Origin of the sequence: Solwaraspora sp. WMMA2080 (assembly GCF_027497395.1) — a bacterium.
Taxonomy (GTDB): Bacteria; Actinomycetota; Actinomycetes; order Mycobacteriales; family Micromonosporaceae; genus Micromonospora_E.
The window spans coordinates 2,503,779-2,526,656 of record NZ_CP114910.1 but is presented as its reverse complement, the minus strand read 5'-3'; the positions used below and the strand labels follow the sequence as shown (position 1 = coordinate 2,526,656).

The following is a 22,878-nucleotide window of genomic DNA, read 5'->3' as shown; positions in this document are numbered from 1 at the left end:
CGAATAACAAGATCATGGCTACCGGAGAGTCGATCCGATAAGGACGCGTTCCCGGTACCACGGTGGACATGTTACGTAGCAGAAACCTCTCGGCTGAGAACGAACATCCCCCTATCGTGCAGGACGTGCGTCGGGCCGGTGGACTCCCATGCCCGGTGACCGACGGATAGCATCCAATTCGGTGGTGCCGTAGTGGAGGCACCGTTAACCACGCCGACACGCCCGTCGGCCCACCAGGTCGCGGCAGGCGGGTCCGGTGACCGGCACGCCGGTGGTGACGAGGGCGGTGAGAAGTACGACGTGGCGGCGACCGATCCGGTCACGGGAGCCCGTCCGCGCGCGTCCCTTGATCCATTCCTCAGACGCCAGTTGGGTCGGGCGGGGCATCCCTGCGGGGTGTTCCTGTTCGATGTCGACTTCTTCAAGACGGTCAACGACGTCTACGGCCACCTACGCGGTGACCGGGTGCTGCGCCAGCTCGCCGAGCGGGTACGCGCCACCTGCCGGCCGCAGGACGTGCTGTTCCGCTACGGCGGCGACGAATTCGTCGTGGTGCTACCGCAGACCGACCGCACCGAGGCGGTCCGGCTCGCCCTGCGGCTGACCGAACGGATCCGCAGTACCGAGTTTTCCGGAGACCCGCCGCTGCACCTGACGGTCAGCCTCGGGGTGGCGAGCGCACCTGCGGACGGCACCACCGCCGAACACCTGCTGGACCACGCTGACCGGCGCAACTATCTCGCCAAACGGCGAGGGCGGGACAGCGCCGTCGCCGATGACGTGGAGATCACCGACGGGAGCGGCTCCCGGCTGTGGGAGCGCGACGAGGCGCTGCGCCGTACCCACGAGTTCCTGACCCGGCTGCAGGTGACCGGCCGCGGCGCGGCCCGGGTGCACGGGCAGCGGGGTGCCGGGCACACCCGTTTCCTCGTCGAGACCGCCCGGCTGGCCGCGTTGCGCGGGTTCGCCGTGGTCACGGTGCCGCCCGAACCGGAGCCGCTGCCGCTGCCGGTCTTCGCCAACCAGGTGGTGCTGATCGCCGACCTCGCCGCCGTCGACCGGGTCCCACACCTGCTGCGGGTCTGGTCCCGTCCGCGGCTGCTGCCCGCCGTGCTCGGGCTGGTGCAGGCCAGCACCGAGACGGCCGGCCCGGCCGGGCCCGCCGGTGCCGGCGAGCCGGTCTCGGTGACCGGTCCCGGACCGCTGCCCGGTGTCGGTCCGTCCGGTGTGCACCTGCCAGAGCTGGAGCAGATCGAGCTCGCCCCGTGGTCGCCGGCGACGACTCGGATCTGGTTGCGGACCGCGCTGCGCGGCGAGCCCAGCCGGACCCTGGTGAACTGGTTCGTCCGGCAGACCGGCGGGCTGCCGGCCGCCGCCGACCGGGAACTCGACCGGGTACGTGCCCGCCGTGGCCTGGTCGGTTCCGGCACCGGCGGCTGGACGTTGAGCCCGGACCTGCTCGGCCGGCCACGGCGGCGGGTGCGGCTGCCGGCCCCGCTGACCCCGCTGGTCGGCCGGGACCGCGACGTCGCCCGGATCGACGCGCTGCTGGCGACCAGCCGGCTGGTCACGCTCGTCGGCGCCGGCGGGATCGGCAAGACCCGGCTGTCGCTGTCGGTGGCCGCCGGTCTCGCGGCCCGGTTCGACGACGGGGTGTGCTTCGTGGCGCTGGCCGCCTGCCGCACCGCGACGGAGGTGCTCACCGCGGTCGCCGCCGCGCTGGACGTGCCGGTTCGCGCCGGGCAGGCGGTGCTGGACGCGGTGGTCAACCACACCGCGGACACCGAGTTGCTGCTGGTGCTGGACAACCTGGAGCAGGCGTTGGCCGCCGGACCGCCGTTGGGCCAGCTGCTGGCCGCCGCCGGGCGCGTTCGGGTGCTGGCCACCAGCCGGGAGCCGTTGGGGATCTACGGCGAACAGGTCTACCGGGTGCTGCCGCTGCCGCTGCCCCGCCTCGACGACCTGCCGCGCGGGGCGTCGGCCGCCGCCCGCGCGGTGGCGCAGCATCCGGCGATCGCCCTGTTCGACCAGCTCGCCCGAGCTGCCGACGCGGATTTCCGGCTGACCGCTGACGCGCTGCCGGCGGTGGCGGAGCTGTGCCGGCGGCTGGACGGACTGCCGCTGGCGATCGAACTGGCCGCCGCGCGTACCGACCAGTTGAGCCCGGCGGTGGTGCTGGACCGGCTCGGCCCGCATCTGGATCCGCTCGGTCCCGGGCCACGCGACCGGCCGGCCCGCCAGCGGACCCTGCATGGCACGGTCGACTGGAGTTTCGGCCTGCTGGAGCCGGCGCACCAGGACGTGTTCACCGCGACCGCCGTCTTCACCGCCGAGCCGACGGCGGCAGCCGTGGCCGCCGTCGCCGGGCTGGGGTCTGCGGCCACGGCGGGGTCTGCGGCCGTCGACCGGGTCGCCGAAGCGTTGGAGGCGTTGGTCCGCAAGAGCCTGGTGGTGGCGGTGACCAGGCGGTCCGGCACCCGCCGGTACGCGATGCTGAACACCATCCAGGCCCGGGCCCGCCAGCTGTGCACCACCGGGCAGCGGGCCCGGCAACTGCGCAACCATCTGGCGTACTGCGCCGGGCTGGCGGACCGGGCGGCCGCCGGGATGGTCGGGCCGGAGCAGAGCCGCTGGGCGGACGAGATCGACCACGACTACCCGGACCTGCGGGCCGCGCTGGAGTACGCGCTCGCCGCCGACGACCTGGCCACCGCGACCCGGCTGTGCCTGGGGCTGTGGCGGTACTGGCGCAACGGCAACCAGATCCGCGACGGCCGCCAGTGGCTCGACCGGCTGCTTTCCGCCCCCGCCGGGCTGGCCGTGGAGCACCGTCGCCAACTGCTCTATCCGGCGGCGGTGCTGGCCGCCACCCAGGACGACACCGCCACCGCCGCCCGGCTCGGCGAGGAGTGCCTGCGCCTCACCGAGCAGGCCGGCGACGCCGAGGGCGCCGCGCAGGCCCGCAACATCCTCGGCGTCGCGGCGATGCTGGCCGGCCGCTACGGCGAGGCCGGCGAACACTTCCGGTACGGACTGGAGGTGTGGCGCGAGCTCGGGGCGAAGCCCGGCATGGCGATCGCGCTCGGCAACCTCGCCAAGGTCTGCCTGCGGACCGGCGACATCGCCGACGCCGACTGGCACATCAACCAGTGCCTGGCGCTGGAGCGGGAGGCCGGCAACAGTCGCGGCGTGCTGCTCGGTCTGACCTGTCTGGCCGAGATCCTGCTGGCCCGGCCGGATCCGGCCGGCGCGGCAGCCGTGGCCCGGGAAGCACACGACCTGGCCACCGGGCTGGGGGACCTGTTCGGCGAGGCGGTCGCGCTGCACCATCTCGGGCAGTGCGAGCTGGCCGGCGGGGACCGGCCGGCCGCACTGCGGTTGTTCGTCGCCGCCCTGGAACGGCGGTTCGAGCTGGGCGACCGGGCGGACCTGTCCACCTCGTTGGAGACGGTGGCCGAGGTGACCGTCGACGACGACCCGGCCCTGGCGGTACGGATTCTCGCCGCGGTCGACTCGTTGCGCTACCGGTTCGGTCTGGTCGCACCGGTGGCGGTGCAGCAGCGGCGGGACGCCGCCCTTGACGTCGCGCGGCGCGCGTTGACCCCTGACGCGTTCGACGCCGCCTGGTGCACGGGTGTGGCCACCCCGCTGGACCTGGTCGTCGACCAGGCACTGGACTGCGCACCGGAGGGACCCCGGGACCCGGCCACGGTGCTAGGGTCCCGGGGGTGATCGAAGCAGCTGTCCACCTTGCCGCCCAACCCCGTCTCGACACCCTGGTCACCGAGTGGCGTTCCGAGGCGCAGCGGCTGCGTACCGACTATGCCGGCACCGCGTGGCTCGGTGACCGCCCGGCGGACGACACCGGCCTGGCCGGCCCCGACTACACCCGCCGCAGCGTGGACGCGCAGCTGTTCCTGCCGGACACCCACTGGTACGCCGTCGATGCCCTGGATGACGTGGAAATTCAGGTGACGGGCGGGCTGGTGCAGGTGGCCGCCACCGCCCGGCAGACCCAGGGGCTGGTCGGCGCGCTCGCCGCGCCGACGGTCGACTTCTTCGAGCACCCCGACGGCGAGCCCGGTGTCGGGCTCTGCCTGTCCCTGAGCGGTGAGATCTGGTCCAACCTCGGGCTGTCCTACCGGGTGAGCGTGCTCTGCCGGCCGGACGCGGTGCTGCGGTCCGGCGGGCGGGCCGACGACGAGCCGGCCGACGAGGCCTGACCGGATCGGACCTGGCGGGTCGGCCTACCTGGGTCGGCCTACGCTGGTCGGGTGGTGACCGACACCCTGCTCGACCGGGTTACCTGGACCCGGCGCCGCGACGCGCACGCCGAGCGCGTCGACCGGCTGGTGGGCGCACACCTGGAACGCCGCCGCCGGGGCGAGCCACATCCGGTCGCCGACTTCCTGTTCACCTACTACGCGTACCGGCCGGCGCAGCTGCGTCGCTGGCATCCGGGGGCGGGGGTGCGGCTCGCCGACACCGAGCCGACGCGGTGGGGCCGGGACTACCGGACGGTTCCGAGCGGCGACGGGGTGGCGGTCACCGTGGACACCGCCGGGCTGTTGGCCCGGCGCGGCGAGTTCGTCACCTGGGTACGGGACCTGCTGGCCCGGACCGCGGCCCGGCCGGCGCACCTGGGCTGCTTCGGCCTGCATGAGTGGGCGATGGTCTACCGGCAGCCCGCCGACGAGGTCCGCCACCACCGGTGGCCGCTGCGGATGAGTCCGGCCGGCCTCGCCGAGTTCGTCGACGGCCAGCGGATCCGGTGCAGCCATTTCGACGCGTACCGATTCTTCACCCCGGCGGCCCGGCCGCTGAACCTGTTTTCCCCGCAGCGCTCCGACCAGGCCGACTTCGAACAACCGGGCTGCCTGCATGCCAACATGGATCTGTACAAGTGGTCCTTTCGGTTGAGTCCGCTGGTGCCCGGCGAGTTGGTGGTGGACTGCTTCGAGTTGGCCCGTGACATCCGGGACCTGGACATGCGGGCCAGTCCGTACGACCTGCGGGAGCTGGGCTATCCCCCGGTGCGGATCGAGACCGCGGCAGGTCGGGCCGAGTACGCGACGATGCAGCGGGATTTCGCCGAGCGGGCCGCAGTACTGCGGAACCGCCTGTTGCGGTGTATCGCCCGATTCGATGGGTTTGGTCAGTCGGATCAGCTGAGCTGACATTTCCGACTCACCCTCAGCTTTCTGCGCCAATCGTGGCCACCTGCTGAGCGCTGCCCTAATTCAGTCAGCTCCAATGATTGACCGGACCTAGACGTTCAACTAATCTCAAGCGCAGCAACAAGCTAGAACGTCAGGTGGAAGTCAAGGAGCGGCCCAGCGAACGGCTCCCGGGCCGACAAGGAGGTGCGCGATGTTGGCGGAACTGTCGACGTCCTGGGGTGCCACCCAGGACTACGACCTGGACATCGACGTGGACGGGCTGGACCTCGGGCCACTCACCGTCACCGCGATGCGGGACTCGGTGGCGTTGCCGGAGACCGGCGCCTCCTCGGCCGGTGACGGCGGTCGCGCCTCCTGCTCCTGCTGCTACGTCACCTGATCCACCGGCGCCACCGTCGGCGCCGGTCACCGACGTCCTCGCCGACCGTGCGGGGCGAACCTCTCCCGAAAGGTGCATCACATGTCCGACGAGATCATCGACGTCGAAGACCTCGAGCTGGACGAGCTGTCGGTCAGCTCCATCCGCGACTCGGCCGCGCTGCCCGAGACCGGTGCCTCCTCCGGCTCGTCGAGCTGCAGCTCCAGCTCCTGCTGCGGCGCCAGCTCGTGCTGCGCCTCCTGCGCCGAGATCGAGCAGCCCGCGCTCTGACACCAGCGACCGCCCCGACCGAGGGCACCACCGGCAGTGTCAGGGATTGCCGGTAGCCGAGGCCGGGCGAATCACGTCAGTTCGATCGAGCGGAGGGGGCGCGGTGCGCCCCCTCCGCCCGTCACATGCCCAAGGAGTGCTCGTGGAAGTCTTCGCCCGTCTCGACAGTGTCACCAAGACGTACGGCAAAGTGGTCGCGCTCGACGCGGTATCCCTCGTGGTGCCCGCCGGGGTCACCGCCGTGCTCGGCCCCAACGGCGCCGGCAAGTCCACCATGATCGAAATTCTCGCTGGTCTGCGCCGCCCCGGCTCGGGTCGGGTCGAGGTGCTCGGCGGGGATCCCGCCGACGTACGGATCAAGGGCCGACTCGGCCTCACCCCGCAGCGCACCGCGTTGCCCTGGCGGCTCACCGTCGCCGAGACCCTCGCCCTGGTCGCCGCCCACTACCCGGACCCGGTGCCCCGCGCCGACCTGGTCGAGCAGCTCGGCCTCGGGCCGTTCCTGACCAAACGGTGCGGCAGCCTCTCCGGTGGCCAGCGCCGCCGGGTCGCCCTGGCCACCGCCCTGGTCGGCCGCCCCGAACTGCTCTTCCTCGACGAGCCGACCACCGGCCTGGACGCCGACAGCCGCGACGGACTGTGGACGGCGATCGCCGCCGTCGCCGCCGCCGGCAGCGCGGTGCTGCTCACCACCCACGACATGGCCGAGGCCGAACACCTCGCCGAACAGGTCGTGGTGGTCACCGGCGGGCAGATCGCCCGCACCGGCGCGGTTACCGAGGTGGTCGCCGAGGTCGGGTTGCACCTGGTCGACATCGAAGTGACCGGCGCGCTGCCGCCGATCGCCGTCTCCGGCCCCGCCGACCGGGTGGAGACCGTCGGCAACCGGACCCACATCTACACCGCCGACCCGGACGCCACCGTCCGGGCACTGGTCCGCGCCGACGTGCCGTTCACCGGCATCCGGGTCGAACGGGTCGGCCTCGAGGAAGCGATCCGCACGATCAGCCGGTCCACCGACCCGGGTGGCGTCACCCGGCCCGGGATCCGCGTTGCCGAAAAGGTGGCCTGACATGCGCTACGTCCTGCTGCACGCCCGCGCGCACGCCCTCGACACGCTACGGATGCCCGCCTACTGGGCCCCGGCGCTGGGCTTCCCGCTGGTCTTCTTCCTGCTGTTCGGGCTGGTCAATGCCAACCGCTTCGCCGACCTCGGGTTGGGCAGCGAGTACGCGATCACCCCGTTCCTGCTCTACACCACGCTCAACGTCACGGTCGCCTCGCTCGCCGCCGGCGTCGCCGCCGACCGGGAGAACCCGTGGGAGCAGCGGCTGCGGCTGCTGCCACTGTCCCCGCTGACCCGGTTCGCCGGCCGGCTGGTCTACGTCCTCGGCTTCAACGTGGTCAGCTGGATTCCGCTGCTGGTCGTCGCCGCATTCACCACCGACCTGCGGCTGCCGCTGGCTGCCTGGCCGGTCTGGCTCGGCGCGGTGGTGCTCGGTGCCGTCCCGTTCGGCCTGCTCGGCATGGCGATCGGCTACCGGTTCGCCCCGCAGCCGGCGATGATGCTGGCCAACCTGCTGTTCATGCTGCTGGCGTTCTTCGGCGGGCTGTTCGTGCCGATCGACTTCCTGCCGTCCGCGCTGCACGCCGTGGTGCCGTACGTGCCCACCTACCAGTACCAGTACTTCGTGCTGGCGCTGATCGACCGGGCCGACCATCTGATCGGGCCGAGCTGGATCGCCTTCCTGCTGCTGGGCTGGACGACCCTGTTCGCCCTGCTCGCCCGCGCCGCGTTCCGGCGCGACGAGGGGGTGCGGTACGGATGAGCGAGGCCGCCGTCGTCCCGGCCACCGCCGACCGGCGGCCGGCGACCGACCCCACCCTGGCACCGTACGCGCTGGTCCGGCTGGCCGCGCTGCCGTACCCGCCGACGCCGGACGGTGCCCGCGAGTTCCGTGCCGCGCTGCGCCGGCTGGTCGAGCTACGGTCGCGGATCACCGAGCTGGCCCCCCGGCTCGCCGACGCGCTCTACGCCAGCGCCGACGGGCACCCGGCCGACTTCCACCGCAAGGCGGTGCTGCCGCTGCGCCGCGACGTGCACAACGGACGGCTGCCCCGGCCGGACCGGGTCGCCGAACTCGACGGCCTGCTCGACCGGGTGCCCGACCTGCCGGCCTGGCTGGCCGTCATGCGCCAGGCCGCGCAGGTGCGCGCCGAGCTCGGTGAGCTGGCCACCGGCGCGCTCGGCGCGGAACGCGCCGCGCTCGCCGCGGTCTGCGCCGCCGAACCACTGCGCCGCGCGGTCACCCTCACCGGCGCCGACCTGCTACGCGGGATCGACCGCGCGGCCGCCAGCGGGGCCAACCCGGACAGCCGGGCCCGCAAGTCCGAACCCAACGCGCTGCGGTACGCGCTGCGGGCCACCGCGAAGACCAGCCCGCTGTCCTGGTTCACCTACGTCGCCTGGGGCAACTGGACCACGGTGTCGGAGCCGGCCGGCGGTGCGGCACCGGCCGACCCGGCCGGCAGCGCCGATCCGACCGGCAGCGCCGATCCGACCGGTGCCGCGGCCTCGGCCGGCGGGCAGCCGGTGGCCGTCGCCCAGGCCAACCGGACCCTGCTGGCCCGGCTGCTCGCCGCAGTGATCGCCGACCCCGGGCTGCGCGACACGGTGCCGCACCGGCTGGCCGCCGCGATCACCGTCACCGGTGACCAGCTGACGTTCCGCCGGGACCGCCCGGTGCAGGGCGTCGACCGGGTCATCTCGGTGCTGGAGGAGGAGGTGTCGCTGGCCTGCACCGGACCGCTGCGGCTGCTGCTCGACCGGACCCGGGCCGCCGGCCCGGCCGGCATCACCCCCGGCGACCTGGTCGCCGAACTGGCTCGCCGGCTGCCCGGCGGCCCGCCGCGCACCACCGCTGCCGCGACCCGCTACGTCGGGCAGGTGCTCGCCGCCGGGCTGCTGCTCGCCGTCGAACCCGTCGACCCGCAGGACCCGAAGGCCGTACGGCACCTCGCCGACTGGCTGGACCGGCACCATCGCCGCGACCTGGCCGACCTGCTCATCGCGATCGACGAGCAGACCAGCGGCTTCGGAGCCATCGCGGCCGGCGACCGGGCCGCCGCCCTGGGCCGGCTGCGCGACACCTGGCGCTCGGCGTACCAGGCGGTGGGGCTGCCCTGGTACGACGCACCGGTGCTGGCCGAGGACGTGGCGCTGCGCGAACCGGTGCGGCTGGGCCGGCGCCACGGGCGCGCCGCCGCCGACCGGCTGCCCCGCCTGGCCGGGCTGGTCGAGCTGTTCGACCAGTACCTGCCGCTGCGTCGGCTGGTCCGGGACCGCTTCGTCGCCCGGTACGGCGTGGGCGGACGCTGCGAGCGCGCCGCCGACTTCTCCACCGAGATGAGTCAGGTGTGGCGGGCGTACAACCTGGTCTCGCCGTCCGGGGTGATCAACCCCGACCCCGAGTTCGCCGACCTGGTCACCCCGGCGCTGCGGGAGCTGGCCGACACCCGGGCCGGGCTGCTAACCCGGATCCGGGCGGCGGCGCCGACCGACGCGGCCGAGTTCACCCTGCCCGAGGAGATCGTCCGGGACGCCGCCGCCGCGCTGCCCGACTGGGTCAGCGCCCGGCCCGCCTCGTACGCGTTCTTCGTCCAGCCGGCCCGCCGCGACGGCGACGACCTGCTGGTGCTCAACCACGTGTACGCCGGCTGGGGCCGGTTCACCAGCCGGTTCCTGGACCTGGTGGCGCCGCAGGCGAAGACGCAGCTGGCCGCGCAGATCCGGGCCACCGCCGGGCGGCACGCCCAGGTGGCCCAGTTCCGCCCGGTCACCGGGTTCAACGCCAACCTGCACCCGTTGCTGGTCGACCACGAGGTGGGCGAGGACGGGAGGTGGGCCGACCTGCTCGCCGACCGGGTCGGGCTGCGCCACGACCCGGTCACCGATCAGGTGCGGCTGGTCCGCGACGACACCGGCGCCGACCTGGACGTGCTCTACCTCGGGTTCCTCGTCCCGTTCGTGATGCCGGACCGGACCGTACCGTTGCACTTCGACCTCAGCAGCGGACTGGTCGGCCCCGGCCTGCTGGCGCCGACCGGCGAGCTGGCCGGTGTCCGGCACCGGACCCGGCTGCGCTACCACGACCTGGTACTCAGTCGCCGGTCCTGGACGTTGCCGACCGACGACGCCGGGCGGCTGCGTGCCGACCTGGACGCCGACGGCGACGTGCCGTTCGACGCGGTCAGCAGCTGGCGGGCCCGGCTTGGCCTGCCCGCCGAGGTGTTCGTCGCCGCCGCCGGCGTCGACGTACGCGGCGGCCCGGACGACTACCAGCGCTACCTGTCGCTGCCCAAACCGCAGTACGTCGACCTGGACAACGCCCTGCACCTGCGGAACCTGCCTCGGCTGCTGGGCCGCCACGACGGACCGGTGCGGATCGAGGAGGCGCTGCCGGTGCCGGGGACCGGCAGCCCGCACGGGCGGGTCGTCGAGCTGGTCGCCGAAACCTATCGGAAGGGGTGGGGCGGCAATGACTGACGCCCTCGACATCGTCAGCTACTACTATTCGCCGACCAAGCTGCCGCTACTGCGCTCGGCGGTGCTGCCGGCCGCCCGGTGGGCCGCCGACCAGGGGGTCGCCGTACACCTGGAACGGCACTGGCTGCACGGCCCGCACCTGCGGATCCGGCTGGCCCGCCGCGACCAGGTCGACCCGGCGGACCTGGCGGTGGTCGCCGCCGCGGTCGCCCACCGGCTGCGCGGGCACCTCGCCGAGCGGCCCAGCACCGAGCAGATCAGCGTCGCCGATCTGCTGGCGCAGGCCGAGCAGGCCGGCCGGATCGAACTGGTGCCGCCGCCGTACCAGCCGATCCACCCGGACAACACGGTCCGCGTCGAGCCGGTGGACGACAGCGCGATGGCTACCCTGTTCGGCTCCGCCGAGGCCGTCGAGTGCCGCGCCGAGCTGCTGCGCCTCGGGGTGCCGGCGGTCACCGCCGCCGCCGACGGGTTGGCCGCCGCCGGTGCCGGCGCCGCCGCCCGGGTACGGACCTGCCTGACCGCGATGGCGCTGCACGCCAGCCGCTACCCGCTCGGGCTCGGCAACGGCCACCAGTCGTTCCTGTCGCACCTGGAGGAGTTCCTGGTGCTCAACGACCCGGACGGCCGGGTGCGGGCGGCGTTCGACGCCCAGTGGCGGCGCTCGGCCGACCCGGCGACCGCACTGGTCGCCCGGCTGGCCGCCCCGACGCACGCGCAGGAGCCGGGACCGGAGTCGGGGCTGGACCCGGTTGAACGCGGGTGGGAACAGTGGACGGTGTCCGCCGCCGAGGTGACCGGGGTCGCGTACCAGCGCGGCGAACTGCCCCGGGTGCCGGCGTTCAGCTACCTGGACCGGGCCGAGCAGATCGGCGACCCGGACACGGTGCGCCGCTGGCATCCGGACCGGACCGAGTACAGCGAGTACCACCAGCTGCTGCGGCAGATCGACTTCGACCGGGTTCCGTACGAGCGGGAGTTCGTCACCTACCGGTTCGCCACCAATGTGCTGTACCTGCTGCTCGGCCTGCTGGACGTCCGGCCGACCGAGCGCTATCTCGCCGCCTACCTGCTGAGCCGGGCAGCGGAGCGGATCACCGGGGTCACCTGGCAGGAACGGATCAACGGCTACCTGACCAGGTTGGCCGCGACCGCACAGGAGGTGGCGTGATGAGCCCGCGACCCTCGACCGCCGAAGCTGGTTCCGCCGACCGCACTGTGGCCGAACACGTTGTGGCCGAACACGTTGTGGCCGAACACGCCGTGCCGTCGGCGGCGGAGATCGTCGTACGGCTGCGGCCCGTGGTGTTCGCCACCCCGACCGCCACCGGGGTGCACGTACGCGGATGGTCGTCGAGCTTCACCGTCAGCGGCGGCGCCGGAGTGTGGAAGGTGTGGCAGGTCCTCGCCCGGCACCTGGCCGGTGGGCTGACACCGCAGCGGCTGGCGCAGCCAGCCGGGCGGCCCGAGGTGGACCGGGTCATCCGACTGCTCCTCGACCAACTGCGGGAACACGACATGCTGGTCGAGGTGCCGGCCGGCTGGGGCGACCGGGAGGAACCGGATCTGCCGCCGGCCGACCTGGCCCGCTGGCTGGAGTCGGTGGCCGCCGACCCGGCGGCGGCCTGGCAGCGGCTGCGGTCGACCACGGTCACCGTCGCCGGCACCGGGCCGGTGGCGACGTCGGCGGCCCGCACGTTGACCGGCGCAGGTCTGGCAGTCGACCCGGTCGGCGCCGCGACCACCCAGGACACCGTGGTACGGGCCGGCGAGGCGGCGGTCGCGGCCCGCTGCCTGCCGGAGATCGGGTACGTGACCCCGGTGTCCACGCCGGACCGGTCGCTGGCCCACGGTGCGGCGGTCGCGGCCCGCCTGTCCCGCGCGCCCGGCCCCGCGGCTGCGGGGGCGGCCGGTCCGGGCCTGAGCGAGGCGCCCGGCCCGGCGCTTGCGGGGGCGTCGGTGACACCGGCGCTGGCTGCGCTGATCGGGGCCGCCGCGGCGCACCGCATCGTCTGCGCCGTCGCCGGTCTGCCCGACCCGGCCGAGGAAGCCGCCACCCTGCCCGGCGGCGAACCGGCCGCCCCCGGGCCGTACTACCCGTCGGTCCTGGTCGCCCGGCTCGACCCGGTCCGCGCCACGTACCATCCGTGGCTGCCGGCCGCCCGCGTGCCGCTGCCCGGTGCGCCGTCCGACATCGACGCGGTCGGGCTGCGGCTGGAGGCGCTGAGCGACCCGGAGCTCGGCGTACTGCCGCCGGCGGTCCCCGGCGACCTGCCGCAACTGCCGGCGATGCTGGCCCTGGCCGGCCCGGCGCTGGGGGTCGCGGCCACCGCCGACGCCGCCCGGGTCGACGCCACCCTGCGGTACGCCGAGACCGTCCTCGGTATCGGTGCGCCGCGCGGCGACGGTGACGCGCGGGACGCCGATGCCGAGGACGGTGCCGGGTCAGCGGTCCGCTGGGCGGAGACGGCCGCGATCGGCGTCGACGTCCGGCACGCCAGCGGGGCGGCGCTGCGCCGGCTGGTGCACGCCGTACGCAGCCGGCTCGACACGGACCCGGTGCCGGAGGCCGAGTGGGCCGGCGAACCGGCGGCGCGCCGCTGGTGGAAGGCGCTCACCCTGCGGTTCGCCGTACCGGCGCGGGTGGTGGCCCGCCGGCTGCCGGCCGGCGCGGTACACGCCGAGATCGTCACCGACGCCGGGCCGCTGGCCTGGGCGGTGGAGGCCACCGCCGCCGACGCGGTGGCGATGGCGGCGCTGGCCGCCACCGGTGTGGCCCAGGCCCGGGCCGCCGGCGTCGAGGTGCCGGCCGGGCCGGCGAGCCTGACCGGCACGGCACCGACCTGGCGGCCGGCCGACCAGCACCTGGCACCGTGGACGGACGACAGCTGGTACTGGCCGGCCGGGGTGATCGACAACGAGGAGCGGTTGCAGGCGGCGCTGCGGGCCGCGCTCACCGCCGACGGCGCGACCCTGACCGGGCGACCGGTGGTGCCGGTCGCCGCCGACACCGGTGCCGCCGACGCGCACCCCGACGCCGACTCGGTCGGCCACGCGCTGGCCGTCACCGGTTTCGTGGCGCAGTCCTTCTGGTGGACGGCGGCTGCCACCGGCACCGCCGTGGACGTCACCGGGAGCACTGTGGCCGCCACCGCCGCCGCGAGCCGAGGAGCCTGAACCATGTCGACCCGTACCGTTGCGACCCCGACCGACGATCTCGCGGCGGCGCTGGCCGCCGCCGGTCACCCGGCCGTCCCGGTGCTGGATGCCGGGACAGCGCTGGACGCTGTGACGGCGCCAGACGGCACCGGCGGCCGGACCGCGGTCGTCCTGCTGGACCACTGGACCCCGGCACTGGCCGCGAAGCTGAGCCGCCGGGCCTGGGAGACCGCCGCGACGGTCGTCCCGGTCCGCCTCGACGGCGGCCTGGTGCTGGTCGGCCCGGTGCTGCGGCCGAGAGCCGGCACCTGCCTGGCCTGCGCCGAGCAGGCCCGACTGCGGGTGTTCGGGCCGGGCGTGCCGAGCCGGGACCCGCAGCTGCGGCAGGGCGGCGTCATCCCGCCGAGCCTGCTGCCGATGGTGGCCGGCGCGGTCGGCGACGCGCTGACCGACCCGGGCCGGTTGGACGCGACAGTGGTGGCGATCCGCACCGACCACGCCACCGTCAGCAGCCACCGGGTCCGGCCCCGCCGGCAGGGCTGCCGGATCTGCCGGCCGGTGCCGCTGGACACCCCGCATGGTGCCGAGGTGCCGCTGACCGCCGCGCCGACCAGCGACCCGTACTCGCTGCGCGGCGACAACCCACGGACCAGCCGGGCCGCGTTGCGCGCCGAACTGTTCGACTGGCGGCACGGGCCGGTCGCCCACATGATCCGTACCGAGCGCTCGCCGATGGCCCTGAGCACCAGCGAACTGTCCAGCGACACGGCGGTCCGCGAAGCCGGCTACGGCCGGGCCCGCAGTTTCGCCGAGTCGGAGCGGATCGCCCTGTTCGAGGCGGTCGAGCGGGCCACCGGGATGCGGCCGCACCGGCGGCGTACCGCCGTCGAAGCGGCCTTCGCCGACCTCGGCCCGGACCGGGCGGTCGACCCGGCCCGGCTCGGCCTGCACGACCCGGCGCACTACGACCACCCGGCGTTCCGGATGGTGCCGTACACGCCGCAGACCCGGGTTCGCTGGGTGCACGGCTGGTCGCTGGGCCGCCGCCGCCCGGTGCTGGTGCCCGAGCACGTCGCCTACTGGGGACTGCACCGCAGCGACGGCCCCCGGTTCCTCTACGAGAGCTCCAACGGCTGCGGGCTGGGCAACAGCGCCGTCGAAGCCGCGCTGTACGGCATTTACGAGGTCGCCGAACGGGACGCGTTCCTGATGGCCTGGTACGCGCGGACCCCGCTGCGGCCGGTCGCCGTACCCGACGACGACCCGGTGCTGCCGCACCTGGTCGACCGGCTCGACACGGTCGGCTACGACCTGCTGTTCTTCGACGCCACGAACGACCTCGGGGTGCCGACCGTGCTGGCCCTGGTGCTGCACCGCGACCCGACCAGCGGAGCCCCGCAGGCGTTCTTCGCCGCTGGCGCCCACCCGGACCCCCGGTCGGCGCTGCGGTCGGCGGCGGCCGAGGCGGTGGTCGACGTGTTCAGCCTGCCCGAGGTGGCCCGCAACAAACCCGGCCATCTGGACCCGGACCGGCTGCAGGCGATGTTCGACGACCCCCGGCTGGTCACCGGCCTGGAGGAGCACGTCGCGGTGAACACCCTGCCGCAGGCCCGGCAGCGGTACGAGTTCCTGCTCACCGGCGACGCGCCGGCGCACTGGCGGGACGTGTGGCCGGACCGGCCGGCCCCGGTGACCGACCTCGCGGTGCTGCTCGGCGAGACCGTCGAGCGGTGGGCGGCGCACGGCCTGGAGACGATCGTGGTGGACCAGACCGACCCGGCGAGCCGGGACCGGCTCGGACTGCACTCGGCGAAGGTGATCGTCCCCGGCACGTTGCCGATGACGTTCGGCCACGTGCACCACCGCACCCGGGACCTGGACCGGCTGCTGCGGGTCCCGGCCCAGCTGGGCCGGCTGCCGTCCCCACTTGACTACTCCGACCTGCCCCTCTACCCGCACCCGTTCCCGTGAGGTCGGCCATGTCGTCCAGTCAGCTCACCGCCAGTCAGCTCACCGCCACGCAGCTCACCGCCAGTCAGCTCACCGCCACGCTCGCCGAGGTGTACGCGCACGGCCCCGGCAAGGACGTCCGGCCCGCGTCGGCGCGGCCGTACCGTCGCCGGCCCACCGGCCCGGCCGTGCCGTTCGCCGAGCTGGCGGCCGTCGCCGGGCCGACCGGTGCCCGGCTGGTCCGGACGCTCGGTACAGCGCTGGCGCCGCGCCGGTTCGAGCCGTGGAACGGCTTCAACGAGCACCGGGCGTACCCGTCGCCCCGGGCGGCGCACCTGGTCGACGTGCTGCTGCGGCACGACGGCGTCGACTGGCTGGTCGACCCGGTCCGCGAACTGCTGTATCCGACGTCCGCTGAGTCGCTCGTCGCAGCGCCGGACGGGTCGGTCGAGCTGGTGCTGCGGGAGCAGCCGACGCGGATGCCGGCCGGCTACGGCCGGCTCGCCGACGCGCTGGCCGCGCTGGAGGCCGGTCACGTCGCCGGCGCGCTCGCCGAGGCCGCCGCCGGCCACGGACTGCGGTACGCCGCCGGCACCACCGCCAGCGCTACTGCCACCAGTGGGCCGTGGCTCACCGTCACCCTCGGACCGTCGACCGCCCCCACCTGGTCACGGCACCGGCTGCGGGCGGTACGCAGCTCCGGGCTGAGCCCACGCGGGTTCGGCGCGGACCCCCGGCCGCTGCCGGCGGAGGCGTTCGAGCGGCTGGTCGCCGCCGCGTACCGACCGCCGGCCGGGTCACCGGTGACCGGGGTGCGCCTGCGGCACACCCTCGCGGTCGGCAACGTCGCCGGCCGGACGGCCGGCTGGTACCACCTCGATCCGGCCGCGACCGGCCGACCCGGGGCTGCTGCGCCGCAGCCGACCCGGCCGGGTGACGCGACCGGGCAGGTGCAGCGGGCGTACAGCTATCCGCGTACCGAGGTCGACGTCGCCGGCATGCCGCTGGCCTGGCTGGTCAGCGCGGACGTGCCGGCCGCCGTCCGCACCGGCGTACCGGCGGCGTACCGGCGGCTGCTGCACGCGGCCGGGGCCACCGCCCAGCACGTCGGCACCGCCGCCGCCGAGGTCGGCCTGTTCTGCCGGCCGGTACGCGCGGTGCGGGAGGCAGCCGCCGAGGCAGCCGCCGGTCTGCCCGCCGGGCACGACCTGATCTACCTGTTGTTGATCGGCCGGTCACGGGTGCGTGACTTCGCCTACGACCTGAGTAACCCGGAGGTGTCGCCGTGACCGCACCGACCATCACCGTCACCACCACCCGCACCTGGGTGGGACTGCACTGTTTCGCCTACTGGTCGCCGGCCGACCTGGACACTTTCCTGGCGGTGACCGTGGCTCCGCTGCTGGCCCGGCTGCGCGCCGACGGCGCGATCGCCGACTGGTTCTACATCCGCTACTGGGAGGGCGGGCCGCATCTGCGGATCCGAGTTCGGGACCCGCTGCCGGGCGTCGGCGACCGGTTGCGGGCGGAGCTGGCCGAGCTCGCCGGCCAGGCACCGTACGAGGTGTTCCCGATGGACAGCGGAAGCTACTACCGGCGGCTGGGTGGCAGCGCCGCCCGGTCGGCCGCCGGCTGGCACGACCACGGCGACGTCCGGGAGATCCCGTACCGGCCGGAGACCGCCCGGTACGGCGGACCGCAGGCGCTGCTGGTCGCCGAGGAGGTCTTCTGCCGGTCCAGCGAGATCGCCGCCCGGATCGTCGGCGCGGTCCCGCCCGGCCCGGCCCGGTTGTCCGTCGCCGCCGAGCTGGCCACCGCCACCGCCGCCGCGTTGGGCCTGGACGAGTTGGGTGCGGCCCGGTGGCTGCGCGGCCACGCCGCCGGTTGGCGGTGGCAGAACGAGGTGGCGATGCTGCCGGCCGCGGCGGTGCAGGGGCAGGCGGCCCGGGTGCTGGCCAGCCAGGGCGCCGCGCTGCGCCGCCGGTGGGACCGGACCGTGGCCCGGGTCGACGCGCAGCGTACAGCGGCCGGGGCTGCCCGCGATGACGCGCAGCGTACCGACGCCGCGGCGGACCCGGCGGGGGAGCGGTCACCGGCCGGGTACTGGGCGCAGGTCGTCCGGGCCGCCCGCGACGCGTTGGAGGGGCCGGCCGCCGCCGGCCCGGCCGACCAGCGGTGGCGCTGGGTGTGGGGCTCCCAGCTGCACATGCTGTTCAACCGACTGGGCATCCTGCCGGATGAGGAGCGGTCGGTGTGCTGGCTGGTCGCCGGGACCGCGCTGGCGCCGGGCGGGCCCACGGACTTCTTCGCCGACGGCGCGGCGGCCGCCGACCGCCGCTACCACGAGGCGAGCAAGTTCCTGCCGGGGATGTTGCAGACGCAGAGGCCGCGCGAGGCCGTCTCGGAACGGAGCGGGACCCCGTTCCGGTTCGGCGGCCGGCCGGTTCCTCTGCCCGACGGGGACCCGCCGCGTGCCGCACTCGCTGATGTGCTGCGCCGGCGGGTCTCCGGTCGGGGGCGGCTGACCGGGCCGGTCACCGCCGAGCAGTTGGGCACCCTGGTGTGGAGCGCGCACGGGGTGACCCACCGCAGCCAGGTGCCGCTGCCCAACGGGGACCTGTACGACTACGCCCACCGCCCGTACCCGAGCGCCGGCGCGGCGTACGCGGCGCGGATGCGGCTGATCGTGCGCGACGTCGCCGGTGTCGCCCCCGGCGCGTACCACGTGGACGACCTCGACCGTCAGTTGTGGCGGCTCGGCCCGGCCCCGTCGGTGCCGGAGCTGGAGGCGTCGTCGATGTGGTTCGGGGCGGACGCCCTCGACGTCGGCGGGATCGAGCTCACCGAGGTGCCGGCCCTGCTCGGCCTCTACGTGCAGCTGGGGGAGCTGCGGGAACGCTACGGGATGCGGGCGCTGCGGTTCGCGGTGGCGGAGGCGGGTCACCTGGCGCAGGCGCTGTCGATGGTGGCGGCGGCGAGCGGGCTGGCGCTCGGCATGATCGGCGGCTTCTACGACGACGTCGCCCACGAACTGCTCGGCCTGGACGGCATCGACGACGTGCTGGTCTACCTGCTGCCGGTGGGTCGTCTCCCGGGAGGTGCGCGGTGAGGCTCCGACCCGCAGATGGTGCCAGGTTCACAGACGGTGCCAGTTCTACAGACGGTGCAGCCCCCGACCGTCAGGGAACGTCGGGGGCTGTGTCCAGTGTGCCACGGCAACCGGGGTCCGCGCGACCGCCCGGCGGTACCGGTCCGCCGACCCCGGCGGTACGGGTGCTCGAGGGCGTCAATCAGCTGCGTGCCGTCGCCGATCCGATCCGGTTGCGGGTGCTCGCGGTGCTCACCACCGAGCCGGACCGGGCGCTGTCCGCCCGCCAGTTGGCCCACCAGCTGGGCATCACCTTCAGCCTGATGCACTACCACCTGCGGGTGCTGTCGGACGAGGGGATGATCCGGGTGGTCAACCAGCGGACCGACCAGGGCCGGGCGGAGCGGTACTTCCAGGCCGCGCAGTTGGCGCTGCGCTGGGACTTCCCGCCGGCCGACCGGTCCGGCGACGACGCCGCGTCGGCGAACCGGGCAGGCGACGACGGGTCAGACGGGAAGCAGGCCCGGTGAGCAGCGGCGGGTCAGACGGGAAGCAGGCCGGATGAGCGGACGGACAGGTCGATCCGGCCGGCCAGGTTCTCCTTCATCGGCGGGCACGGTGCGATGCCCTCCCGCCACAGTTTCGGGCAGGCGCCGCCGCACACCGGCAGGATCGGGCAGCCCTGGCAGCCGGTCTCGCCGGCGCGCAGCCCGGTGTACCAGTCGTCGAACTGGCCGGTCGGTCGCAGCTGGTCGACCGGTGCCCGGTCCACGGTGTCCAGATGCTGTTCGGTGAAGCCGGGCACCAGCGGCTGCTCGGTGCAGGAGTAGATCCGCCCGTCCGGGGCGATCACCTCGCTGTGCCGGGAGACGGCGGTGCACACCACCCGTACCGGGTGGGTGGGCAGCAGCCGGCAGTGCAGTCCGGCTGCGAGGTAGGCGGTGTACCAGCGCAGTTCGGTCTCGGCGGCCTGCTGCTGGCGCAGCCGTACCTCGCTGACGTCGTTGCCCCACGAGTGGACCGGTGCCGGGTAGAACCGGATCCGGGGGTCGGCGAGGCCGGCGTCGCGCATCGCCGCGGCGAACTCGTCGGCCCGGTCGGCGTTGTGCCGGCCGATGTTGGTCCGTACGGTCACCTGCAGCCCGGCCAGCTCCGGATCGGTGAGCACGGTCCGCAGCGCGGCGGTGATGCGGTGGAAGGAACTCTGTCCACTCTTCAACGGCCGGGCGGCGTCGTGCACCTCCGCCGGTCCGTCGATGGTGATCTCCATCCGGTCGATCCGGCAGTCCTGGTGCAGGGTACGCAGCTTGCGGGCGTCGAGCAGGGCACCGTTGGTGACCAGCATCGCCGAGTAGCCGACCCGGTGCCGGGCCGCGGCGGCCACGAACCGGGCGGACAGCGAGCGGAGTACGGCGTACCCCATCAGGGGTTCGCCGCCGAACCACCGCACCACCACGGTGTCGTGCTCGCCGCTGGCCATGGCGTGTTCGACCCGGGCGGCGATGGCGTCGCGGTGCCGGGTCGGCCGGGTGGCCGGGGTGTCCCGACGGTGCTCCTGCCCGCAGTAGTCGCAGCCCATGTTGCAGTAGCCGGTCGGCATCAGCACGAACTGCCGGTGTCGGGCGTCGTCGGCCGCCTGCGCGCCGGCGTCGATCGTCGCGGTGGTCTCGTCGAGGTCGGCGGGCACCAGCAGGCCGAGTTCGGCGAGCCGGGCCTGTTCGTCGGCGGGCAGGCCGGCCGGGCCGGGGCCGTCCAGGAGGGTCCGCACGGTGTCGGTGTCGAGCAGGAGGGTACGGGCCCGTCCGGTGTGGAACACAGCGCGCAGTTGCCGGCCGGACGGGTGCCGGTAGGTGGTCGGGCTGAACACGAGGTAGCGGCTGAGCACGAGGTCGGGCTGGGCCATGTGGGGCCTTTCGGAGGTCTCGACGAGTGGCTACCGAGGGCTACCAGGGTGGTGGAGTGGGCGGCGGTGGACCGTGGGGTGCAACGTCACCGGACCCGGAGCGGTCGCTCCGGGTCCGGTGCTGGTGAGAGCTGCGGGTCAGCTGAAGGCGCAGGCGAAGTTGACGCTGGAGCCGTCGTCGAGCAGGCCGGTGCTCTCAGCGGGCAGCTCGAAGACGACCATGCCCTGGCTGGGTGTCTCGTCCGGCTGCTGCGCTTCTACGGCGGCCTGGGTGGCCGGGGCGGCGATGGCGATCGCGGCGACGACGGCGAAGAAGGGGTTGGTGGGCACGGTCGACCTCCGGAAGGGGAGCGGGGGCGGCGAAGGAAGTGGTGACGCAGGTGGGGTGACGCGGGCAGGTGGGGGTGGTGCCGGCCCGCGTGGTGAGTCGGTGGAATCGGAAGTGATACGATCTTGCTGACGTTCAAAATAAACTGAGCGACGGATGGAAGTCAATCGTCGGGGTAGAATCAACCGTGGAACGTTGGTTGAACGGAGGTCTGCGGTGACGGAGCTGATGGCCAGCCGGGTGATCGAGGACGTGGCTACCCTCAAGGCGCTCGCCGACCCGATCCGGATGCGGGTGCTGGAGCTCGCGATGTCCGAGCCCGAGCGGACCTGGACCGCCAAGGAGCTGGCGAAGATCGTGGGCGTCGCGCCCACCAAGATCTACTACCACATCAACCAGCTGGAACAGCACCAACTGCTGCACATCCGGGACACCCGGGTGGTCAATGGCATCATCGAGAAACAGTACGGTGCCGGCCAGCTCAACCTGACCTTCCACCGCCGCTCCGGCGAGGAACCCAGCTCGGTGCACGAGGTGGTGGCCACCCTGTTGGACCAGATCAAGGACGAGATCGAGGCTGGGCTGCACGCCGGCACCATCTCCGGTAGCAGCGAGGCACCCGACCCGGTCCGGATGATGCTCAGCCGGGGGGTCGCCGAGATCCCCGTGGACCGGATCGCCGAGTTCCGCCACGAGTTGCAGGCCCTGATGCGGCGGTTCGAGCAGGCCGGTGTCCCCCGTGACGGCACCATCACCGGCGGGCACCGGTTCGCGATGCTGGTCGGCATGCACCCGCTCGGGTTGTCCTGACCCGCCTGCCGAGTCACCCCGTCAGGCCGGGCCACCGGGAGCCGACCGTCAGATCCACCGTACGGCGACCCCGGCGGAGAACGCGCCGCTACGCAGCTCCAACCGGTCCGGGATCAGCTCGCCGCCGACCGTGAAGGCCAGCGGGACCAGCATCCGACCCCCGGGTGGCACCGGCTCGGCGAAGACGTCCCGACCACCGTTCTCCTGCCGGGTCGCCGCCTCGTCCACCCCGACCCAGTCACCGGTCGGCAGGTACGCCCGCTGCAACGGCCCGTACCAGAACTGTTCGGTGTCGCTGCGGTTGCGCAGCCCGACTGTGGCGACACACCGCCGATCCTGCCTCTGCCCATCAGCCGGCGCGCAGGCCATCCGGAAGACGGTGAACTCGAAGGCGGCCTCGGTCAGCAGCACCCCGAACCCGCCGGCCGGCGGCGCACCGATCCACCCGCTGGGCGCCTGGTTGGCCCGGTCCAGCACCTCGCTGCCGTAGCTCGCCACGCGTACCGCCGCCACCGCCAGCCCGGTCAGCATCGCCAGCAGCAGGCCGAACACCAGCGGCGTAGCCGGGCGCCAGCGGCGCTTCGGGGCGGCCGGCACCGCCGCCGGCAACCGCACCCGCCGCCCGGCCGGGGTGACGACCCGGCGTCGGTCGACCCGGCGCTCCCGCAGCCGGCGGCGCCACCCGTACCCGATCATCGCCACCACGACGAGTGCCGTCAGCCCGCCGATCAGCGGCATCGACGGGCGCTGCCACCAGGCCGGGTCCGCCGCCTCGATGCCGGCCGTCGGGGTCCACCGGGCGCTCGCGCAGTCGTACGGCCGCGCGGTGTCCCGCTCGTACGCGCAGACCGGGAAGGTCTGCGCGGTGCCGGCACCGCCCGGCCGAAACGACGCGGTGACCGTTTGCCCGCTGTTCGCCGGCAGGCTCAACTGCCAGGTGATCTCCGAGGCGTCGACCCGGCCGCCGGCGCCGACCGTGGCCACTGAGGTGGTGGTCGGTACGGCCATCCGCAGGGTGACGTCGACCGGGGACACCGTCCGGTTGACCGCCTCGACCCGGTAGGTCGCCGCGCTCTGCCCGATCTCGTTGATCGTCACCGCGACCAGCTCCTGCCCTTCGGCCGGTACCGAAGCAGCCCTCTCGGCCCGTGCCGGGGTCACGCCCGGTGCCAGGATCCCCCCGCCGACCACAAGAACGACGCCGAACAGCCCGGCCCGCAGCGCATGTCGCCACCATGACATAGCCATCTCGATTCCGCCCCCCG

General features: G+C 74.1%; 18 protein-coding genes. 15 read left to right on the top strand and 3 right to left on the bottom strand.

Annotation, left to right across the window (positions count from 1 at the left end; genetic code table 11):
• Positions 1–192: 192 nt before the first annotated feature.
• The 14 genes from O7543_RS11555 (at position 193) to O7543_RS11490 (ending at position 19,102) form a co-directional block, all read left to right on the top strand.
• On the top strand, positions 193–3,732 hold the full coding sequence (locus O7543_RS11555) for a diguanylate cyclase (protein WP_348650096.1): 3,540 nt from the start codon (positions 193–195) through the stop codon (positions 3,730–3,732).
• The gene (locus O7543_RS11550) at positions 3,729–4,223 is read left to right on the top strand and encodes a hypothetical protein (protein ID WP_281553825.1); all 495 of its coding nucleotides are present in this window, start codon (positions 3,729–3,731) and stop codon (positions 4,221–4,223) included. The genes O7543_RS11555 and O7543_RS11550 overlap by 4 nt, the downstream gene beginning before the upstream one ends.
• A 51-nt stretch (positions 4,224–4,274) precedes the next feature.
• Positions 4,275–5,177 (top strand): 3-methyladenine DNA glycosylase, encoded by a 903-nt coding sequence (locus O7543_RS11545; RefSeq protein WP_281553826.1) that lies wholly within the window; start codon positions 4,275–4,277, stop codon positions 5,175–5,177.
• 193 nt (positions 5,178–5,370) lie between these two features.
• Complete coding sequence (locus O7543_RS11540) at positions 5,371–5,559, top strand: thiazolylpeptide-type bacteriocin (protein WP_281553827.1); 189 nt, start codon at positions 5,371–5,373, stop codon at positions 5,557–5,559.
• Between the two features lie 81 nt (positions 5,560–5,640).
• Positions 5,641–5,829, top strand: a complete 189-nt coding sequence (locus tag O7543_RS11535; RefSeq protein ID WP_281553828.1) for a thiazolylpeptide-type bacteriocin — start codon at positions 5,641–5,643, stop codon at positions 5,827–5,829.
• Positions 5,830–5,971: 142 nt separating this feature from the next.
• Positions 5,972–6,901, top strand: coding sequence for an ABC transporter ATP-binding protein (locus O7543_RS11530; RefSeq protein WP_281553829.1), 930 nt, complete (start codon positions 5,972–5,974; stop codon positions 6,899–6,901).
• Position 6,902: 1 nt separating this feature from the next.
• Positions 6,903–7,658 (top strand): ABC transporter permease, encoded by a 756-nt coding sequence (locus tag O7543_RS11525; protein WP_281553830.1) that lies wholly within the window; start codon positions 6,903–6,905, stop codon positions 7,656–7,658.
• Positions 7,655–10,375, top strand: coding sequence for a lantibiotic dehydratase (locus tag O7543_RS11520; protein ID WP_281553831.1), 2,721 nt, complete (start codon positions 7,655–7,657; stop codon positions 10,373–10,375). The genes O7543_RS11525 and O7543_RS11520 overlap by 4 nt, the downstream gene beginning before the upstream one ends.
• The gene (locus tag O7543_RS11515) at positions 10,368–11,546 is read left to right on the top strand and encodes a lantibiotic dehydratase C-terminal domain-containing protein (RefSeq protein ID WP_281553832.1); all 1,179 of its coding nucleotides are present in this window, start codon (positions 10,368–10,370) and stop codon (positions 11,544–11,546) included. The genes O7543_RS11520 and O7543_RS11515 overlap by 8 nt, the downstream gene beginning before the upstream one ends.
• Positions 11,546–13,552: a hypothetical protein gene (locus O7543_RS11510; RefSeq protein WP_281553833.1), complete on the top strand. Its 2,007-nt coding sequence runs from the start codon at positions 11,546–11,548 to the stop codon at positions 13,550–13,552. The genes O7543_RS11515 and O7543_RS11510 overlap by 1 nt, the downstream gene beginning before the upstream one ends.
• Before the next feature lie 3 nt (positions 13,553–13,555).
• Complete coding sequence (locus O7543_RS11505; protein ID WP_281553834.1) at positions 13,556–15,505, top strand: TOMM precursor leader peptide-binding protein; 1,950 nt, start codon at positions 13,556–13,558, stop codon at positions 15,503–15,505.
• A gap of 8 nt (positions 15,506–15,513) precedes the next feature.
• On the top strand, positions 15,514–16,773 hold the full coding sequence (locus O7543_RS11500; protein WP_281553835.1) for a nitroreductase family protein: 1,260 nt from the start codon (positions 15,514–15,516) through the stop codon (positions 16,771–16,773).
• Entirely contained in the window at positions 16,770–18,593 is a 1,824-nt protein-coding gene (locus tag O7543_RS11495; RefSeq protein ID WP_281553836.1) for a thiopeptide-type bacteriocin biosynthesis protein, read from the top strand. The genes O7543_RS11500 and O7543_RS11495 overlap by 4 nt, the downstream gene beginning before the upstream one ends.
• Positions 18,594–18,682: 89 nt before the next feature.
• Positions 18,683–19,102, top strand: a complete 420-nt coding sequence (locus tag O7543_RS11490) for a winged helix-turn-helix domain-containing protein (RefSeq protein ID WP_281553837.1) — start codon at positions 18,683–18,685, stop codon at positions 19,100–19,102.
• An 11-nt stretch (positions 19,103–19,113) separates the two neighbouring features.
• On the opposite strand, the gene O7543_RS11485 is transcribed toward O7543_RS11490, so the two are convergent.
• Positions 19,114–20,475: a radical SAM protein gene (locus tag O7543_RS11485; protein WP_281553838.1), complete on the bottom strand. Its 1,362-nt coding sequence runs from the start codon at positions 20,473–20,475 to the stop codon at positions 19,114–19,116.
• 138 nt (positions 20,476–20,613) lie between these two features.
• Positions 20,614–20,805 carry a hypothetical protein gene (locus tag O7543_RS11480; RefSeq protein WP_281553839.1) on the bottom strand — a complete coding sequence of 64 codons (192 nt, stop codon included), beginning with the start codon at positions 20,803–20,805 and terminating at the stop codon, positions 20,614–20,616.
• A 214-nt stretch (positions 20,806–21,019) separates the two neighbouring features.
• Here O7543_RS11480 and O7543_RS11475 point away from each other — a divergent pair, with 214 nt between their 5' ends.
• Positions 21,020–21,613 carry a helix-turn-helix domain-containing protein gene (locus tag O7543_RS11475; RefSeq protein WP_281553840.1) on the top strand — a complete coding sequence of 198 codons (594 nt, stop codon included), beginning with the start codon at positions 21,020–21,022 and terminating at the stop codon, positions 21,611–21,613.
• Between the two features lie 48 nt (positions 21,614–21,661).
• Here O7543_RS11475 and O7543_RS11470 read toward each other — a convergent pair whose 3' ends face one another.
• Positions 21,662–22,861, bottom strand: a complete 1,200-nt coding sequence (locus O7543_RS11470; protein ID WP_281553841.1) for a hypothetical protein — start codon at positions 22,859–22,861, stop codon at positions 21,662–21,664.
• Positions 22,862–22,878 lie beyond the last annotated feature (17 nt).

Excerpts from the sequence above, each read along its gene's own strand:
- O7543_RS11485 (WP_281553838.1), bottom strand. The coding sequence starts at position 20,475 with ATGGCCCAGCCCGACCTCGTGCTCAGCCGCTACCTCGTGTTCAGCCCG.
- O7543_RS11520 (WP_281553831.1), top strand. The coding sequence starts at position 7,655 with ATGAGCGAGGCCGCCGTCGTCCCGGCCACCGCCGACCGGCGGCCGGCG.
- O7543_RS11470 (WP_281553841.1), bottom strand. The coding sequence starts at position 22,861 with ATGGCTATGTCATGGTGGCGACATGCGCTGCGGGCCGGGCTGTTCGGC.
- O7543_RS11500 (WP_281553835.1), top strand. The coding sequence starts at position 15,514 with ATGTCGTCCAGTCAGCTCACCGCCAGTCAGCTCACCGCCACGCAGCTC.
- O7543_RS11515 (WP_281553832.1), top strand. The coding sequence starts at position 10,368 with ATGACTGACGCCCTCGACATCGTCAGCTACTACTATTCGCCGACCAAG.
- O7543_RS11510 (WP_281553833.1), top strand. The coding sequence starts at position 11,546 with ATGAGCCCGCGACCCTCGACCGCCGAAGCTGGTTCCGCCGACCGCACT.
- O7543_RS11540 (WP_281553827.1), top strand. The coding sequence starts at position 5,371 with ATGTTGGCGGAACTGTCGACGTCCTGGGGTGCCACCCAGGACTACGAC.
- O7543_RS11505 (WP_281553834.1), top strand. The coding sequence starts at position 13,556 with ATGTCGACCCGTACCGTTGCGACCCCGACCGACGATCTCGCGGCGGCG.
- O7543_RS11525 (WP_281553830.1), top strand. The coding sequence starts at position 6,903 with ATGCGCTACGTCCTGCTGCACGCCCGCGCGCACGCCCTCGACACGCTA.
- O7543_RS11535 (WP_281553828.1), top strand. The coding sequence starts at position 5,641 with ATGTCCGACGAGATCATCGACGTCGAAGACCTCGAGCTGGACGAGCTG.